The sequence below is a fragment of the Massilia sp. UBA6681 genome, from assembly GCF_002454935.1.
Lineage (GTDB): Bacteria > Pseudomonadota > Gammaproteobacteria > Burkholderiales > Burkholderiaceae_D > Telluria > Telluria varians.
In genome coordinates this window covers 23,973-40,179 of the sequence record NZ_DKJX01000040.1, presented here as the reverse complement: position 1 = coordinate 40,179, position 16,207 = coordinate 23,973, and the positions used below count along the sequence as shown (strand labels likewise).

The 16,207-nt window shown below is 68.2% G+C and carries 18 protein-coding genes and 1 pseudogene; 18 read left to right on the top strand and 1 reads right to left on the bottom strand.

Annotated elements, in window-relative coordinates:
- The 18 genes and pseudogenes from B2R83_RS05535 to B2R83_RS05450 form a co-directional block, all read left to right on the top strand.
- Positions 1-588: murein hydrolase activator EnvC family protein (locus tag B2R83_RS05535; RefSeq protein ID WP_292038923.1), on the top strand; the 588-nt coding region annotated here is incomplete at its 5' end.
- A 17-nt stretch (positions 589-605) separates the two neighbouring features.
- A complete protein-coding gene (locus tag B2R83_RS05530; protein WP_292038921.1) occupies positions 606-2,087 on the top strand; it encodes a S41 family peptidase in 1,482 nt (493 codons plus the stop codon).
- Positions 2,088-2,244: 157 nt separating this feature from the next.
- Positions 2,245-3,042 (top strand): HesA/MoeB/ThiF family protein, encoded by a 798-nt coding sequence (locus tag B2R83_RS05525; RefSeq protein WP_292038918.1) that lies wholly within the window; start codon positions 2,245-2,247, stop codon positions 3,040-3,042.
- A 102-nt stretch (positions 3,043-3,144) separates the two neighbouring features.
- A complete protein-coding gene (gene gspG / locus B2R83_RS05520; protein WP_292038916.1) occupies positions 3,145-3,588 on the top strand; it encodes a type II secretion system major pseudopilin GspG in 444 nt (147 codons plus the stop codon).
- Positions 3,589-3,596: 8 nt separating this feature from the next.
- A complete protein-coding gene (gene gspH, locus B2R83_RS05515) occupies positions 3,597-4,085 on the top strand; it encodes a type II secretion system minor pseudopilin GspH (protein ID WP_051995952.1) in 489 nt (162 codons plus the stop codon).
- A gap of 11 nt (positions 4,086-4,096) precedes the next feature.
- Positions 4,097-4,468 (top strand): type II secretion system minor pseudopilin GspI, encoded by a 372-nt coding sequence (gene gspI / locus B2R83_RS05510; RefSeq protein WP_027867498.1) that lies wholly within the window; start codon positions 4,097-4,099, stop codon positions 4,466-4,468.
- On the top strand, positions 4,465-5,100 hold the full coding sequence (locus tag B2R83_RS05505) for a PulJ/GspJ family protein (protein WP_292038912.1): 636 nt from the start codon (positions 4,465-4,467) through the stop codon (positions 5,098-5,100). Before gspI ends, B2R83_RS05505 begins: the two co-directional genes overlap by 4 nt.
- Positions 5,100-6,134, top strand: coding sequence for a type II secretion system minor pseudopilin GspK (gene gspK / locus B2R83_RS05500; RefSeq protein WP_292038911.1), 1,035 nt, complete (start codon positions 5,100-5,102; stop codon positions 6,132-6,134). The genes B2R83_RS05505 and gspK overlap by 1 nt, the downstream gene beginning before the upstream one ends.
- 16 nt (positions 6,135-6,150) lie before the next feature.
- Positions 6,151-7,395 (top strand): type II secretion system protein GspL, encoded by a 1,245-nt coding sequence (gene gspL, locus B2R83_RS05495; protein WP_051995950.1) that lies wholly within the window; start codon positions 6,151-6,153, stop codon positions 7,393-7,395.
- Positions 7,392-7,934 carry a type II secretion system protein M gene (locus B2R83_RS05490; RefSeq protein ID WP_292038908.1) on the top strand — a complete coding sequence of 181 codons (543 nt, stop codon included), beginning with the start codon at positions 7,392-7,394 and terminating at the stop codon, positions 7,932-7,934. The genes gspL and B2R83_RS05490 overlap by 4 nt, the downstream gene beginning before the upstream one ends.
- Positions 7,931-8,704, top strand: coding sequence for a type II secretion system protein N (gene gspN, locus B2R83_RS05485; RefSeq protein WP_036205947.1), 774 nt, complete (start codon positions 7,931-7,933; stop codon positions 8,702-8,704). The genes B2R83_RS05490 and gspN overlap by 4 nt, the downstream gene beginning before the upstream one ends.
- The gene (gspD, locus tag B2R83_RS05480; RefSeq protein WP_051995945.1) at positions 8,704-11,064 is read left to right on the top strand and encodes a type II secretion system secretin GspD; all 2,361 of its coding nucleotides are present in this window, start codon (positions 8,704-8,706) and stop codon (positions 11,062-11,064) included. The genes gspN and gspD overlap by 1 nt, the downstream gene beginning before the upstream one ends.
- A gap of 7 nt (positions 11,065-11,071) precedes the next feature.
- Positions 11,072-12,493 (top strand): type II secretion system ATPase GspE, encoded by a 1,422-nt coding sequence (gspE, locus tag B2R83_RS05475; protein ID WP_292038904.1) that lies wholly within the window; start codon positions 11,072-11,074, stop codon positions 12,491-12,493.
- A gap of 18 nt (positions 12,494-12,511) precedes the next feature.
- Positions 12,512-13,732, top strand: coding sequence for a type II secretion system inner membrane protein GspF (gene gspF / locus B2R83_RS05470; protein WP_209589541.1), 1,221 nt, complete (start codon positions 12,512-12,514; stop codon positions 13,730-13,732).
- 22 nt (positions 13,733-13,754) lie between these two features.
- Positions 13,755-14,492, top strand: a complete 738-nt coding sequence (locus tag B2R83_RS05465; protein WP_209589542.1) for a hypothetical protein — start codon at positions 13,755-13,757, stop codon at positions 14,490-14,492.
- Positions 14,493-14,574: 82 nt separating this feature from the next.
- Positions 14,575-14,862: a hypothetical protein gene (locus B2R83_RS05460; RefSeq protein ID WP_292038900.1), complete on the top strand. Its 288-nt coding sequence runs from the start codon at positions 14,575-14,577 to the stop codon at positions 14,860-14,862.
- Between the two features lie 180 nt (positions 14,863-15,042).
- A pseudogene (locus B2R83_RS24020) lies at positions 15,043-15,180 on the top strand (TMEM175 family protein); the annotation flags it as partial.
- 29 nt (positions 15,181-15,209) lie between these two features.
- Positions 15,210-15,581: a hypothetical protein gene (locus B2R83_RS05450; protein ID WP_292038935.1), complete on the top strand. Its 372-nt coding sequence runs from the start codon at positions 15,210-15,212 to the stop codon at positions 15,579-15,581.
- Here the strand turns inward: B2R83_RS05450 and B2R83_RS05445 are convergent.
- Entirely contained in the window at positions 15,565-16,200 is a 636-nt protein-coding gene (locus B2R83_RS05445; RefSeq protein WP_292038898.1) for an SAM-dependent methyltransferase, read from the bottom strand. The genes B2R83_RS05450 and B2R83_RS05445 overlap by 17 nt on opposite strands.
- Between the last annotated feature and the right edge of the window lie 7 nt (positions 16,201-16,207).

Sequence of the window (16,207 nt, the reverse complement as noted above, 5' to 3'; positions counted from 1 at the left end):
CTGCGTACCGAGATCGGCTCGATCAACGAGGCGGCCGAGCGGGCCGAGCGCGAGCGCATCGCACGCCAGAGCGGCAAGCCGGCGCCCAAGCCGGAGCCCGAGCCGCCGCCGCGGGTGGCCGAGCAGAAGCCGCCTGAAACCCGCCCGAGCGCGGTGGAGCAGGAGGTCCCGCTGGCCCCGCCGGCGCCGGCCGGCGCCTTCGCCGCCCTCAAGGGACGCCTGACGGCGCCGATCAGCGGCAACATCCGCGCCCGCTTCGGCGCCCGTCGTACCGAAAGCCTGACCTGGAAAGGCATGTTCTTCACCGCGCCGGAAGGCGCCGAAGTGCGCGCCGTCGGACCGGGACGGGTGGTGCACGCCGAATGGATGCGCGGCTGGGGCAACATGATCATCATCGACCACGGCGGCGAATACCTGTCGACCTACGGCTTCACCTCGGCGGTGCTGAAGCGACCCGGCGACATGGTGCGCGCCGGCGAGGTGATCGCGAGCGCGGGCAATACCGGCGGTATCGAGGAATCGGGGCTATACTTTGAGCTCAGGCATCGCGGCAAGGCCTTCGATCCTTCAGGCTGGATCAAATTCTAGGAAACAAGGGAATAGCGATGGGCAAAGCAAAGAATATCGGGCTGATCGGACTGGGCATGGTGGCCGGCGTGGCCGCCTCCTTCCAGTTCTCGGCGCACGCGCAAAAGGACGTCGGCTCGCCGCTGCCGCTCGACGAGCTGCGCCAGCTGGCCGACGTTTACGGCCTGATCAAGACCGACTACGTCGAGCCGGTCTCCGACAAGAAGCTCCTGTCCGAAGCCATCGGCGGCATGGTCGCCTCGCTCGACCCGCACTCCGTCTACCTGGACCAGAAGGCCTACAAGGAGATGAAAGAAGCGGTGCAGGGCAAGTTCGTCGGCGTCGGCATCGAGGTCGCCAGCGAAGACGGCTACGTCAAGGTGGTCGCCCCCATCGAGGACACCCCCGCGCACAAGGCCGGTATCAAGTCCGGCGACCTGATCACCCGCATCGACAACGTCCCGGTGCGCAACATGTCGCTCGACGAAGCGATCAAGCGCATGCGCGGCAAGGCCGGCAGCAAGGTCACGCTCACCATCGCGCGCCGCGGCGAGGACCGGCCCTGGGTGGTGCCGGTGCAGCGCCAGGAAATCGTGGTGCAGAGCGTCAAGGCCAGGATGATCGAGCCGGGCTACGCCTGGCTGCGCGTCAGCCAGTTCCAGGAAAACACCGTCGAGGAGCTGGCCAAGAAGGCCAAGGCCCTGTACGCCGAGAACCCCGAGATCAAGGGCCTGGTGCTCGACCTGCGCAACGACCCGGGCGGCCTGCTGCCGGGCGCGATCGGCGTGTCGGCGGCCTTCCTGCCGCAGCCTGAGCAGCTGATCGTCTCGACCAAGGGCCAGCTGCCGGACTCCAACCAGCAGTTCTACGGCCGCCGCGAATTCTATTCGCAGCGCGGCGCCGATCCGCTGGCCGGCCTGCCCGCCGGCCTCAAAACGGTGCCGATGGTGGTGCTGGTCAACGGCGGCTCGGCCTCGGCTTCCGAGATCGTGGCCGGCGCCCTGCAGGACTACAAGCGCGCCATCATCATGGGCAGCCAGACCTTCGGCAAGGGCTCGGTGCAGACCCTGCGCCAGCTGTCGCCCGACACCGCCGTCAAGCTGACCACGGCGCGCTACTACACCCCGAAGGGCCGCCCGATCCAGGCCACCGGCATCGTGCCCGACATGCGCGTGGACGAGACCCCCGAGGGCGACGCGCTGGCCGTGCTGCGCGTGCGCGAGGCCGACCTGCAGCGCCACCTGGCCAGCGAAGGCGAGGCCGGGAAAACCCAGGCCGCCAAGGACCAGAAAGAAGCGCTCGACGCCCAGCAGCGCGCGATCGCCCAGCTGAAAGACCGCAAGCCGCTCGACTACGGCAGCAAGGACGACTTCCAGCTGGCGCAGGCGATCAAGCACTTCAAGGGACAGCCGGTACAGCTGGCCAAGTCGGAGCCGGAAGCCGAGAAGCCGGCGGCGCCGAAGACTCTGCCGGGGACGGAGCAGAAGCCGCCGGAGATCAAGGCGCCGGCGAAGAAGTAAGCTGTCGGCCCGCTTGCAAAATTGGATCCCGGCCTTCGCCGGGATGACGGTCTTTAGGTAGCAAGGTACAAATGCTGCCGTAAGCTGCTAACTGTAAAACCGTCGTTCCGGCGAAGGCCGGAACCCAATTTGACTTTCGTCGCATACCCCCGCGCCCATGAACGACACCCAACTCCTGCGCTACTCCCGCCACATCCTGCTCGACGAGATCGGCATCGAGGGCCAGCAGCGTCTGCTGGACGCGCACGCATTGATCATCGGCGCCGGCGGCCTTGGCTCTCCCGCCGCGCTCTACCTCGCGTCCGGCGGCATCGGCCGCATCACCCTGGTCGACGACGACGAGGTCGACCTGACCAACCTGCAGCGCCAGGTCATGCACACCACCGCCCGGATCGGCCAGCCCAAGGTCGATTCCGGCCGCGCGGCCCTGCTGGCCATCAACCCCGAGGTCGAGGTCACCGCGCTGCGCGAACGCGTGGACGGCGCGCGCCTGGCGGAACTCGTCCGTGCTGCGACGGTCGTACTCGACTGCAGCGACAACTTCGCCACCCGCCACGCCGTCAACCGTGCCTGCGTCGAAGCGCGCAAGCCGCTGGTCTCCGGCGCCGTGATCCGTTTCGATGGCCAGTTGTCGGTCTTCGATACGCGCCGGCCGGAAGCCCCGTGCTATGCCTGCCTGTTCCCCGAAGACAGCAACTTCGAGGACGTGGCCTGCAGCACCATGGGCGTGTTCGCGCCGCTGGTCGGCGTGGTCGGCGCCATGCAGGCCGCCGAAGCCATGAAACTGGTGGCCGGCATCGGCGATCCGCTGGCCGGCCGCCTGCTGCTGCTCGACGGCCGTGCCATGGAGTGGACTGCCCTGAAGGTGGCGCGCCAGCCTGCTTGTCCGGTGTGCAAGGTTCGCCCGGCGGAGGACAATGAGTACAAAAACAAGACTGCTTTAAGACAGAATTAAACTTGCTCTTCGGCTTACAATTTCTCCAGTGCACGCGGTAGCCCCGCCCTGCGTGTAGGCTTATACTGTCAGCCCAAACCGACATACTTACTAAGAGCATCCATGCACATTGATTCGCAACGCAAGCAGCGCCGCGCACGCGGCTTCACCCTGGTCGAGATCATGGTGGTCGTGGTGATCATCGGCATTCTCGGCGCCCTGGTCGTGCCGAAACTGCTGGGCCGCACCGGGGAAGCGCGCGTGACCGCCGCCAAGACCGACATCGCCACCATGTCGCAGGCGCTCAAGCTCTACAAGCTGGACAACCAGCGCTACCCGAGCACCGAGCAGGGCCTGCAGGCCCTGGTCACCAAACCCAGCTCGGGCCCGGCCGCGAACGGCTGGAAAGACGGCGGCTACATGGAAAAGCTGCCAAAAGACCCGTGGGGCAATGCTTACCAGTACCTGTCGCCGGGCATCCATGGCGAAGTGGACATCTTCTCGCTGGGCGCCGATGGCCAGCCCGGCGGTACCGGTGAGGATGCCGACGTCGGTTCCTGGGAATAAGGTTTCCAATGCGGGCCGTGGGCGCCCCAGCTCGCCGCCCGGCGAGCGCCGGCTTCACCCTGGTGGAGCTGCTGGTCGTGATGGTCATCATCGGCATCACGCTGGGCCTGGCTTCGCTCAACGCCATCCCTTCTCCGCGCCAGAACCTGCAGCAGGAGGCCCAGCGCCTGGCCCTGCTGCTGCAGCTGGCGCGTGACGAAGCCATCGTGCGCAACCGCCAGGTGGCCTTCGAGGCCAACGGCGAGCGCTACCGCTTCGTGGTGCGCAACGACACCGGCTGGGAACCGGTCACCCGCGACGACCTGCTGCGCGAACGCACTTTCCGCGGCGCCCCCCTGCAACTGGTGCTCGAACCCAGCATGAGCAGCGACCCCAGCACCGTGCGCATCACCTTCGGACGCGAGCCGGTCGACAAGCCCTTCGTGCTGACCCTCGCCACCGCCGGCAACGCGGTCGCGATCCGTGCCGACGGCATCGGCCACTTTACCGTCGAATGAAGGTGACAGCGATGCGCGCACGCGGATTCACCCTGCTCGAAGTGCTGGTGGCACTGGTCATCGTCGGCACCGCGCTCGGCGCCGGCCTGCGTGCTGTCGGCAGCCTGACCGCCAACAGCGACGGCCTGCGCGCCGCCATGATGGCCACCTGGTCGGCCGAGAACCGGCTGGTGCAGATCCGCCTTGGCCGCGAATGGCCCGAAGTCGGCAAGCGCAACTTTCCCTGCCCGCAAGGCGAGCTCAACTTGATCTGCGAAGAGCAGGTCCTGACCAGCCCGAACCCGCAATTGCGCCGGATCGAAGTCTCGGTGTATGACGCCGAACGTCCGACGCGCCGCATCGTCAAACTGGTTCAGCTCGTGTTGAGGCCCTCGCGGACATGACACCCGGCATCCCACAACGCTCGCGCCGTCGCCGCGGCTTCACCCTGGTCGAACTGCTGGTGGCGATCAGCATCCTTGCCATCCTGGCCGTGCTCGGCTGGCGCGGGCTGGACGGCATCGTGCGCGCCCGCATCGCCCTGACGCAAGAGATGGAAACCACGCGCGGCATGCAGCTGGCCTTCGCCCAGATGCAGAGCGACTGCGAGCACCTGGCCGGGCGCGAGATCATCGGCCGCCGTCCCAACCTGGTCTGGGAAGAAGGGCGCTTCATGTTGGTGCGCAAGGTCTACAACGAAAACGAACCCTCGCAGCTGGTCGTAGTGTCCTACCGCCTCGTGGACGGCAAGCTGATCCGGCGCGAATCGCGCGGCACCCGCGACCTGGCCCAGCTCGAGGTGCTGTGGCAGGCGGCCGGCAGCGATGCGCCGTCGGAAGCGTCGACGCCGGTGGCGCTGCAAAGCGGCCTGGTCAGCATGAGCATCATGGTCTGGCAGGGCAACGGGTGGCGCCTCGAGCCGGCCCCGATCGCCGACGGCGTCCAGCCCGAAGACCCCAGCGGCCTGCAGGTCGGCCTGGTCGTGCAGGGGCGGGACGTGCCGATGGTCAAGTTCTTCCTGCTGGGAGGCACCTGATGCGCCGGCCGCCACCCAGCTTGCGCCAGCGCGGCGTCGCGGTCGTCACGGCCCTGCTGCTGACCACGCTCGCCATCTCCATCGTCGCCAGCCTGTTCTGGCAGCAGCAGGTGCAGGTGCGCTCGATGGAAAACCAGCGCCTGCACCTGCAGACCAAGTGGATCCTGCGCGGCGCCCTCGACTGGGCCAGCCTGGTGCTGCGCCAGGACGCCTACACCTCGCAATACACCTCGCTCGACCAGGTCTGGGCCACCCCGCTGGCCGAGACCCGGCTCGACCAGTACATCGAACGCGAACGGGTCGAAGGGGAAACTTTTGATGCGACCTTATCCGGTAATATTATTGACGCAACGTCGCGCTACAATCTCGTCAACCTGGCAAAGGACCGCCAGAAGGTGCCGGAACAGGTGGAGATCTTCCGCCGCCTGCTGGACAACCTGCGCCTCGATGCGCGCCTGGCGAACCGGATCGCGGACTTCGTTGCGCAGGGACAGCAGGTGGGGGTGCCGGTGGATCCGAACAATCCGAATCCACCCAATCCCAACCCGCCGGATCCGAATCCGCCGAACCCGACGTCCGTCTTGCCGCCGGTCCCGCCGGCCAACGGCGTGCCGATCCCGCTGATGCAGGTGGACGATTTGCTGGCGGTGCAGGGCGTCACCCAGGAAGTGATGGCGAAGTTGCGCCCCTTCGTGATCGTGCTGCCCTACGGAACCGAGGCGACGAAACTGAATGTGAATACCGTGCCGGCCGAGCTGCTGTCGGCGATCGTGCCGGGGATGTCGCTTTCCCAGGCCAACAGCCTGGTGGCGCGCCGCAAGACGGCGGCCTGGCGCACCCCGGCGGACTTCTCGAGCCAGGCAGCAAACAACCAGCAGCTGGACGATACCTGGGACATCAAGAGCCGCTGGTTTATCGTACAGAGCCGTATTCGGCTCGACCGTGCGGCGCTGAACGCGGAATCGCTGATCGAGCGAACCCCCGTCGTCAGCGTCGGCGGCGGAACCCGAGTGATCTGGACCCGCCAGAACTAGAAGAAAGCGAGACAGTTTGACTACTCTTTATATACGGCACCCGGCTAGAGCCGAAGGCGAGGGCGCGCTGTGCCGCTTTGCGGTGGTGCTTGATGCCGGCACCATCGCGCAGCAGGGCGAAGGCCTGTTGCGCAACCTGGGCGACGTGGTCGCCGCCAGCCGCCGCGTGGTGCTGCTGCTGGCCGGCGCCGACGTCACCCTGATCCCGGTCCAGGCTCCGCCGCTCACCGGCGCGCGCCTGCGCGCGGCCCTGCCGGCCCTGGTCGAAGAACACATCCTGGGCGACCCGCTCGATTGCGTGCTGGTGGCCGGTCCCCCCTTGCCGGACGGCCGCCGCCCGGTCGGCGTGGTCCAGCGCGACTGGTTCGAACCGCTGGTGAAGGCCCTGCTCGGCATGGGTGCGCGATCGGTCGCCGCCGTGCCGGCACAGCTGTGCCTGCCCCTGCTGCCAGGCAGCGTCAGCGCCGCCATCGGCAACAACGAATTGCTGCTGCGCCAGGGCCAGTACGAGGGCCTGGGTCTGGCCCTGGACGGCAACCCGACGCTCGCGCTGCAGACCGCACGCGCGCTGGCGGGCGACGCCCCGCTGGTGCTGTACGTGCCGCACGAACAGCTCGGCGAATACCAGGCCCTGCTGGCCGAAGCCGGCCCCGGCATCACGCTGGAAAGCGAAGCCTGGGAGCACTGGATCGCAGGCAGCAAAAGCAGCACCATGGACCTGGTACCGGGCCTCGGCACTGCCGGCGTCGCCCAGCGCGACTGGAGCCGCTGGCGCTGGCCGATCCGCCTCGCGCTCGCCGCGATCGTGGTCAACATCATCGGCGTCAACATCGAGTGGCTGCGCTTGAAGCGCGAGGCCGACGCGGTGCGCCAGGGCATGTCCCAGACCTTCCGCAGCGCCTACCCGGCCCAGCCGGTGATCGACCCGGTGGCCCAGATGCGCCAGAACATCGCGCGCGCCAAGGCCGCCAGCGGCCAGGTCAGCCCGGACGAGTTCGGCTGGATCGCCGGCCAGCTCGGCGAGGCGGTCCGCGGCCTCGGGCGTCCGCCCACGCTTGCGTCAATGGAGTTCCGCGAACGCACGCTCACCGTGCGCGTCAAACCTGACACCGTCGACCCCGCCACCACGGCGCAGCTGCGCTCCATCCTGGAAGCACGCAACATGAGTCTGGAAGAAAGCGCACCGGCTACCTGGGTCATCCGCAGCACGGGTGCCGCAGGTGCGCCCGCACAGGCAGCCACCACGGGAGCAGCACAATGAAGGCAGCAGGAAACATCGGCGCGCAGTTCGGCGCGAAATTCAGCGCCCTGCGCGAGCGTGCGCTCACCTGGTGGCTGGGCCGTACCGACCAGGAACGCAAGTTCCTGGCCGTCGGCGGCGCCGTGGTGGGGGTGTCGCTGGTCTATGCGCTGCTGCTGGCGCCGGCCATCGAAGGGCGCGACAACCTGAAACGCTCGCTGCCCGCGCTGCGCCAGCAGGCCGCCCAGCTGCAGACCATGGCCGCCGAAGCCCAGGCCCTGGCCGCCACGCCGGCGCCGTCGGTAGCGCCCATGAGCTCGGAGGCGCTGAACGCCAGCATGGCCCAGCGTGGCCTCAAGGCCGGCTCGGTCACCATGACCGGCGAATACGCCAAGATCCAGTTCAACGGCGTGTCCTTCGCCAACCTGGTGTCCTGGCTCGATGCCCAGCGCCGCGAGAACCGCGTGCAGGTGCAGGACGCCACGTTCACCGCCTTGAGCGCGGTGGGGCAGGTCGACGCCACCCTCACGCTGCGCCAGGCCAGCGCGCCGGCCCAATGAGGCGCCTGCTGTTGTGGACAGTGCCGGTCGTGCTGGCCGTGCTCGTCACGGTGCTGGCCTTCCTGCCCGCTTCCTGGCTGGGGCCGATCGTGGAACAGCAGACCGGCGGTCGTTTGACTCTGGGGGATGCGCAAGGTACGCTCTGGAACGGCTCAGCCTTCGTGGGCGGGGCGCCGGGCGAGGGCGGGGCGGTGACGCCGCTGCTGCCGGGACGCTTCGCATGGCGTTTGTCGCCGCTGGTGATGCTGGGCCAAGTCCACATGGAACTGGAAAACCCGCAAGCACTGGCACGCCCGGTCCGCATCGACGGCAGCTGGTCGCAGTGGCAGGTGAGCAGCGGCGAATTGCTGCTGCCGGCCGAGGGCCTGGCGGGGCTGGGCGCGCCGCTCAACACGCTGGCCCCGAGCGGCACCATCCGGCTGGTCTGGAATACGCTCGACCTGCTGCGCCAGCCCAATACGGTGGCGGTGCAGGGTCGTACGGTATTGACAATGACCGACATGGGTTCGCGCATGTCGCCCATCCGGCCGCTGGGCAGCTATGAAATGGCATTCGACTGGCGCGGCAGCCAGGCCGACCTGAACCTGCGCACCGTACGCGGTGCGCTCGTATTGACGGGCTCGGGTATGCTGCAAAATGGCCGCCTGCGCTTTTCCGGCCAGGCGTCGGCCGCCGAAGGATACGAACAGACGCTGGGCAATATGCTCAACCTGCTGGGCCAGCGCCGCATGGTGAACGGCAAAAACATAATCGCACTCGAGTTCAGATAATGACCAACAACATTCGCACCACCTTTGCTCGACCCCACCTCCGTCTGCCGAGCCTGCGCCGCGTTGCGGCGGGCGCCATGCTGTGCTGCTTCGCCGCGACCACGGCGGGAACATTCCTTCCAGCAGTTGCCCATGCCCAGGACAGTGCGAACGCCGCGGCGCTGAGCTTCGTCAACGCCGACATCGAATCGGTGATCAAGGCGATCGGCCACTACACCGGCATGACCTTCATCATCGACCCGCGCGTCAAGGGCACGATCACGCTGGTGTCGGAAAAATCGCTGACCAAGACCCAGGCCTTCGCCCTCCTGACCTCGACCCTGCGCCTGCAGGGTTATGCGGTGGTCACCAGCGGCGACGGCTATGCCAAGGTGGTGCCGGAAGCCGAAGCCAAGGCCCAGTCCTCGCCGACCCAGGTCGGCGGCGTGCGCGCCAGCCGCGCCACCGGCGACCAGATCGCCACCCAGGTGTTTTATCTCTCCTACGAATCGGCAGCGAATCTCACCGCCGTGCTGCGCCCCCTGATTTCGCCGAACAATTCGATCATGGCGAACCCGGGCAACAACACCCTGGTCATCACCGACTACGCCGACAACCTGCGCCGCCTGGCCAAGATCATCGCCGCGCTCGACGCGCCGGTGGCGGCCGACCTCGACGTGATCCCGATCCGCAACGCGATCGCCAGCGACATCGCCGCCCTGGTCACCCGCCTGATGGAACCGAGCGCCGGCGGCGACTCCGGCCGCGTCACCGTGCTGGCCGACCCGCGTACCAACTCGGTCGTGATCCGCGCCCCTTCGCAGGCGCGCGCCAACCTGGCCAAGTCCCTGATCGCGCGCCTCGACCAGCAGACCTCGACGCAGGGCAACATCCACGTCGTCTACCTGAAGAACGCCGACGCCAGCCGCGTGGCCCAGACCCTGCGCGCCGTGGTGTCGCAGGACGCGTCGGCGGTGCCGGTGCAGCAGCAGGGCACCTCGGGCGGCTCGATCCAGGCGGGTTCCGCAGGCATGGGCGGAAGCGCCACCGGCCAGGGCGGACTCGGCAGCCAGCAGGGCCAGCAGGGCAGCCTCGCCAGTTCCGGCACCGGCGGCACCTACGGCCAGCAGAGCCAGCTCACCGCGGGCGGCGCCGGCGGCGGCCAGGGCTCCGGCTTCATCCAGGCCGATGCCTCGACCAACAGCCTGATCATCACCGCGCCGGACGCCGTGTACCGCAACCTGCGCAGCGTCATCGACCAGCTCGACGTGCGCCGCGCCCAGGTCTACATCGAGGCGCTGGTGGTCGAAGTGACCTCCAACAAGGCCTCGGAGTTCGGCGTGCAGTGGATCGGCGCCTCGGGCGACAGCGACAGCAAGTACCGCGTCGGCGGCGTCCAGTCCTTCACCGGCGGTGCCCAGGGCAGCAACATCGTCAACCTGGCCGCGGCCGCGCGTACCGGCCTGTCCGGCACCTCGGTGCCGAGCATCCCGGGCGGCCTGACCTTCGGCCTGTTCCGCCAGGTGGGCGGCGAGCTGGGCCTGGGCGCGGTGGCGCGCGCCCTTGAAAACGATGGCAATGCCAACATCTTGTCCACACCGAACATGATCACCCTGGACAACGAGCTGGCGACGATCAAGGTCGGCCAGAACGTGCCGATCATCACCGGCTCGTACACGACCACCGCCGCGACCGGCGGCGGCAACCCGTTCCAGACCGTCGACCGCCGGGACGTCGGCCTGCTGCTCAAGGTGCGCCCGCAAATCTCGGAGGGAGGTACCATCAAGATGGCGATCCTCCACGAAAATTCGAGCGTCGACCCGGCCACCCGCAACGCGCCGCAGGGCCTGACCACCAACCAGCGCGCGATCGAAAGCAATGTGCTGGCCGACGACGGCCAGATCATCGTGCTCGGCGGCCTCATCGAGGACACCGAAGGCGACGGTGAAGAGAAAGTACGCGGCCTGGGCGACATTCCGGTGCTGGGCAACCTATTCAAGTACCGCAACCGCACCCGGGTCAAGACCAACCTGATGGTGTTCCTGCGTCCTGTCGTGGTGCGCAGCAAGGAAGCTTCCCATTCGCTGGCCATGGACCGTTACGAATACATGCGCGCCGTCGGCGCCTCGGGCCAGGCCAGCCAGGAAGACACGATCCTGATGCGCGATCTCGGCGCGCCGCAGCTGCCGCCGTTGACGGGTGGCCAGCCGCCCGTCGGCGGCACCATGGCCACCGCGCCGGTGCAGGCGGCGCCGGTCGTCGGTAGCGCCCCGGGCGCGGCCAGCGGCCAACCGGTGCCGCCAGGCCAGCAGCGCCAGCAGAACCAGGCGGCGACGCCGCAGTCCCAGTTTCGTCCGGTGACGCCATCGAACCAGAAATAAGCTGACCATGAACAATCTGTTGCCTTTCGCCTTCGCCCGTGACCACGGCGTGCTGGCGCGCGGCGGTGACGAACCGGGCCAGGCCGTCGAGGTGCTGGTGTCCGGCGCCACGGCGCCCAGCGCGATCGCGGAAGTCTCGCGCCGCTTCGGCCGCATCACCCTGCGCCGCCTCGATCGCGGCGAGCTCGACGACGCCATCGCCAAGGCCTATGCCGGCGCCGGCGGCGACGCCTCGCAGGTGGTCGACGAGTTCGATGCCGACCTCGACCTGACCCGCCTGCTGCAGGACGTGCCCGCCATCGAAGACCTGCTGGAATCCTCGGACGATGCGCCGGTCATCCGCATGATCAACGCACTGCTGACGCAGTCGCTGCGCGAAGGCGCGTCCGATATCCACATCGAACCCTTCGAGCAGACCTCGGTCGTGCGCTTCCGCGTCGACGGCGCGCTGCGCGATATCGTGCGTCCCAAGAAGGCGATCCACGCCTCGCTGATCTCGCGTATCAAGATCATGTCGCAGCTCGACATCGCCGAGAAGCGCCTGCCGCAGGACGGCCGCATCACCCTGCGCATCGGCGGCAAGCCGGTCGACGTGCGCGTCTCGACGCTGCCGACCGGCCACGGCGAGCGCGCCGTGCTGCGTCTGCTGGACAAGGAAGCGGGTCGCCTCGACCTGAGCCACCTGGGCATGGCGCCGGACATGCTGCCGCAGTTCGACCGCCTGATCAACCAGCCGCACGGCATCGTGCTGGTCACCGGCCCGACCGGTTCGGGTAAAACCACCACGCTGTACGCCGCGCTGTCGCGCCTGAACGCGTCCACCACCAACATCATGACGGTGGAAGACCCGATCGAATACGACCTCAACGGCGTCGGCCAGACCCAGGTCAACGCGCGCATCGACATGAGCTTCGCCAAGGCCCTGCGCGCCATCCTGCGCCAGGACCCGGACGTGATCATGATCGGCGAGATCCGCGACCTGGAAACGGCGCAGATCGCGGTGCAGGCCTCGCTCACCGGCCACCTGGTGCTGGCCACCCTGCACACCAATGATGCGGCCTCGGCCGTGACCCGTCTGCTGGACATGGGCATCGAGCCGTTCCTGCTGTCCTCGTCGCTGCTGGGCGTGATGGCGCAGCGCCTGGTACGCAAGCTGTGCACGCACTGCAAGGTCAGCGATGCCACCGGCTGGCATGCGGTGGGTTGCGAGCGCTGCGGCCACACCGGCTACCACGGCCGGGTCGGCGTCTACGAGCTGCTGGAAACCACCGAAGAGATCCGCGCCCAGATCCACAACCAGGCCTCCGAAGCCGAGATCCGCGTCGCCGCCCAGAAGTCGGGCATGAGGCTGATGCGCGAAGACGGCGAGCGCTGGCTGGCGGACGGCACCACGACGCGCGCCGAGCTGGTGCGCGTGACCAAGGACTAGCGGAAGAGGATGTAAACCATGCCAGCATTCCGCTACGAGGCCGTCGACGCCGGCGGCGCGACCAAGAAGGGCGTGGTCAACGCCGACAGTCCGCGCTCGGCGCGCGCCGACCTGCGCACCCAGGGCCTGACGCCGCTGTCGGTCGAGCAGATCGCGGCCCAGGTGGACGAAGCCGGCGTGGCACGCTCGCGCGGCTTCGGCGAGCGCCTGTCGCAGGTCGAGCTGGCGCTGTTCACGCGCCAGCTGGCCAGCCTGCTGGAGGCGGGCCTGCCGCTGGAACAGGCCTTCACCGCGCTGCTGGAACAGGCCGAACGCCCCTACGTGCGCGACCTGATCGCCTCGATCCGCTCCGAAGTCATCGGCGGCGTGGCCTTCTCCAGCGCGCTGTCGCGCCACCCGCGCGACTTCGCCGAGATCTACCGCGCCCTGGTGTCTTCCGGCGAGCAGATCGGCCAGCTCTCGCGCGTGCTGTCGCGCCTGGCCGACTACATCGAGCGCCGCAATGCGCTGGTGCAGAAGGTGCGCCTGGCCTTCACCTATCCGGCCATCGTCACCGTGGTGGCCTTTGCCATCGTCATCTTCCTGCTCACCTACGTGGTGCCGCAGATCGTCTCGGTGTTTGCCAACACCAAGCAGAAGCTGCCTTTCCTCACCGTCATGATGCTGGCGATTTCCGACTTCGTGCGAGCCTACGGCATCTATGTCGGCATTCTGCTCATCGGCGCCTTCTGGCTGTGGCGGCGCGCGCTGCGCAATCCGGACCTCAAGCGGCGCTGGCATACCTGGCTGCTCAATGCGCCCGTGTACGGCAAGTTCGAGCGCAGCCTGAACACGGCGCGCTTCGCCAGCACGCTGGCGATCACCACCGGTTCCGGCGTGCCGATCCTGCGCGCGCTCGAGACCAGCCGCGACACCCTGTCGAACGTGGCGATGCGCGAACTGGTCGAACAGGCCACCGGCAGCGTGCGCGAAGGCGTGAGCCTGGCGCGCGCCCTGTCGGCGCAGAAGCACTTTCCGCCGATGCTGGTGCACATGATCCGCGCCGGCGAGATCACCGGCGAGCTGCCCAGCATGCTCGAGCGCGCCGCCAATTCGCAGCAGGCCGACCTCGAGCGCCGCACGCTCACCATCGCCGGCCTGCTGGAGCCGGTGCTGATCCTGGCCATGGGCCTGGTGGTGCTCCTGATCGTGCTGGCGGTCCTGATGCCGATCATCGAGATCAACCAACTGGTGCGCTGAATACAAGAACAAGAAGGAAACCATGAACAAGCGTCTGCCTCTCCTCCTCACCCTGCTCGCACTGATCCTGCTGGTGGCATCAAGCGCCTACTGGTTCCTGCAGCTGTACAAGCCCGAGCAGCGTCCGCTGGCGCCGGCGCCGGCCATGGCCCAGGCCGAGCCGAATCCGGAAGCCGCCGCCTACCTGTTCGGCGGCCAGCCGACCGCGGTGGCGATCTCCAATTACCAGCTCACCGGCGTCGTTTCGGCCGGCAGCAACAGCGCCGTGATCCTGGTGGCCGAGGGTTCGCCGCCGAAGGCGGTGCGGATCGGCCGCGAGATCGTGCCGGGCGTGACAGTGGCCGAGGTGCATCCGAAATACGTGATGCTGTCCGAAGGCGGCGTCATGAAACGCGTCGACCTGGCGCCCGACACGGGCGCCTCCAGCCAGCCCGGCATGGCGCCGCCGATGCCGCAGCCGGTGGCCGCCGCGCCGCCGCCGGGTGTCGAGCCGCAGACCGCGCCGGGCGTCGTGGCCGCCCCGGGGAACATGCAGCAGCAACCGGGCGGCGGGGTCGCGCTGACCACCCCGGAACCCGCGTTGCCGGCGCAGGATGCACCTCCGCCGCCCGATCCGACCATGACCCAGCCGCAGCAAGGGCAACAGGGACAGCAGCAAGGACAGCAGGGCCAGAACCCGCCGCCGCCGAACCAGGTGCAGATGCCGCCCCCGACCCGGGCGGTGAACAGCCCGGTGGGGGAACCGAACCCGACCCAGTAAGCCGGAACGCCGCAGCGATGCGGCGTTTTTTTGGGACGGGCAGGGCATATCCCGGTGTAAGCTTGCATCTTGTTAATTCATCATGTCGGAGCCAGCCCTTGAAACGTCCGAATATCCTGCGCGCCACACCCCTGGTCTCGCGCATCGTCCTGGCCTGCCTGGCTGCCCTGAGCTGGTCTGCGCACAGGCCGCCGAGGTCACCATCACCGCCGACCGCCTGCTGGACGTGCGCACCGGCCGCATGGTCCAGAACCCCGAGATTCTGGTGCGCGGCGGCCGCATCGTCAGCGTCAAGCCCGCGTCCGCCACGCCCGCCGCTGCGCCCGGCAAGGCCGGCACCCGTATCGCCCTGCCCGGCATGACCGTCTAACGCGCCACTGGCGCCTTAGACTGCCCGCTACGCCGACCTGGTGGCGGTGCAGGGCAACCCCCTGGAAAACGTGCAGTTGCTGGAAACGCCGGCCGTGATCCAGGGCGGCGCCGTCGTCAAGCGCAACTGAGCTGCCGACCCATCGCAGCGCGGACCCAGCCGGTGCCCGCCCTGCCGAAGATGACCGGCTGCTGCAGCATCCAGATCCAGGCCTACCCGCCCGCCGACCTGGCGGAAGTACTGTCCAGCTGGCTGCGCTATGCGCTCAGCTTCGTCTACGTCGGCATCTACTGGGTGAACCACCATGCGCTGTTTGAGCGGGTCAGGAAGGTCGACGGCGCCGGCCTGTGGGCCAACCTGCACCTGCTGTTCTGGATCCGGCGGCTCCGCTCGATCCGGTGCGCGACTGGCTCGGCACCTGGTCGGACGGCGCCGGCACGATCCGGATCTGGCCGGCGCCAGGCCTTGGCCGGATGCAGATCGAGTCGACGCTGCGCTGGGATGGCGGCGCCGGACCGAATGGCGAGCCACGCGCGAACTTCGGCGGCATGCACGGCCTGCTGGAGGTGCAGGGGGCCAAGGCGAGCGCCGCCGAGGGGGCGTGCCAGGTGGTGCTTACCCGGATCGGACGCTATCTCGTGGCGGACGATGATGGTGACTGCGGCGGCATCAACGTCCGGCACACGGGTGTCTATGTGAGGATCAACGCGGGTAGGTGAACCCGGTACGAATGTCCATCGGCAGCAGCCGGCCTCCTTCGCGCACCATCAGGCGCTGGGGCGGTTCCTCGCCGGCCAGTACCCGCCGCGTGACGGGCAGTCCTTCGGCCTTGCGCACCAGTTCGTCGCTGCGCTCGTACACATTCGGACAGCCGGTGGCCTTGATGAGCGCCTGCACGACAGGCACCTTCCACAGGTCGACCCCGGCGGCATTGAACTGGCAGACCAGGTAGCCCGCGGCGCCGCCATGGCTGTGCACCAGCAGGCCGGGCAAGCCGGTCTGGTCTCCGTCGATGAGCTGGACCAGCGCCTCCGGATCGGCGTCACGCAACACGTCGACGCGCGCCAGCACGGCAGCCTGTACGCGACGCTTGATCAGGGCGTGGTCGACCGGCTCGTCCTCGCGCAGGGTCCAGACCCGGGCCGCGATCTGCGACTTGGCGTTGTAGGCCGCGCGCGCCAGGAACTGGCGCGACGAGGATTGCACGATGGCCGTGGCGCCCGCCTTGTTGCGCTCGGCGGGCTTGCCCTCGACCTTGTCGATGGCGGAAAGATAAATCCAGGGGTCGCCGGCCAGGATGGCCTTTTCCTTGCCCTGCTTGATGGTAATGGTGAGCATGCGCGGC

Excerpts from the sequence above, each read along its gene's own strand:
- B2R83_RS05530 (WP_292038921.1), top strand. The coding sequence starts at position 606 with ATGGGCAAAGCAAAGAATATCGGGCTGATCGGACTGGGCATGGTGGCC.
- B2R83_RS05525 (WP_292038918.1), top strand. The coding sequence starts at position 2,245 with ATGAACGACACCCAACTCCTGCGCTACTCCCGCCACATCCTGCTCGAC.
- gspG (WP_292038916.1), top strand. The coding sequence starts at position 3,145 with ATGCACATTGATTCGCAACGCAAGCAGCGCCGCGCACGCGGCTTCACC.
- gspH (WP_051995952.1), top strand. The coding sequence starts at position 3,597 with ATGCGGGCCGTGGGCGCCCCAGCTCGCCGCCCGGCGAGCGCCGGCTTC.
- gspI (WP_027867498.1), top strand. The coding sequence starts at position 4,097 with ATGCGCGCACGCGGATTCACCCTGCTCGAAGTGCTGGTGGCACTGGTC.
- B2R83_RS05505 (WP_292038912.1), top strand. The coding sequence starts at position 4,465 with ATGACACCCGGCATCCCACAACGCTCGCGCCGTCGCCGCGGCTTCACC.
- gspK (WP_292038911.1), top strand. The coding sequence starts at position 5,100 with ATGCGCCGGCCGCCACCCAGCTTGCGCCAGCGCGGCGTCGCGGTCGTC.
- B2R83_RS05490 (WP_292038908.1), top strand. The coding sequence starts at position 7,392 with ATGAAGGCAGCAGGAAACATCGGCGCGCAGTTCGGCGCGAAATTCAGC.
- gspN (WP_036205947.1), top strand. The coding sequence starts at position 7,931 with ATGAGGCGCCTGCTGTTGTGGACAGTGCCGGTCGTGCTGGCCGTGCTC.
- gspD (WP_051995945.1), top strand. The coding sequence starts at position 8,704 with ATGACCAACAACATTCGCACCACCTTTGCTCGACCCCACCTCCGTCTG.
- gspE (WP_292038904.1), top strand. The coding sequence starts at position 11,072 with ATGAACAATCTGTTGCCTTTCGCCTTCGCCCGTGACCACGGCGTGCTG.
- gspF (WP_209589541.1), top strand. The coding sequence starts at position 12,512 with ATGCCAGCATTCCGCTACGAGGCCGTCGACGCCGGCGGCGCGACCAAG.
- B2R83_RS05465 (WP_209589542.1), top strand. The coding sequence starts at position 13,755 with ATGAACAAGCGTCTGCCTCTCCTCCTCACCCTGCTCGCACTGATCCTG.
- B2R83_RS05460 (WP_292038900.1), top strand. The coding sequence starts at position 14,575 with ATGTCGGAGCCAGCCCTTGAAACGTCCGAATATCCTGCGCGCCACACC.
- B2R83_RS05445 (WP_292038898.1), bottom strand. The coding sequence starts at position 16,200 with ATGCTCACCATTACCATCAAGCAGGGCAAGGAAAAGGCCATCCTGGCC.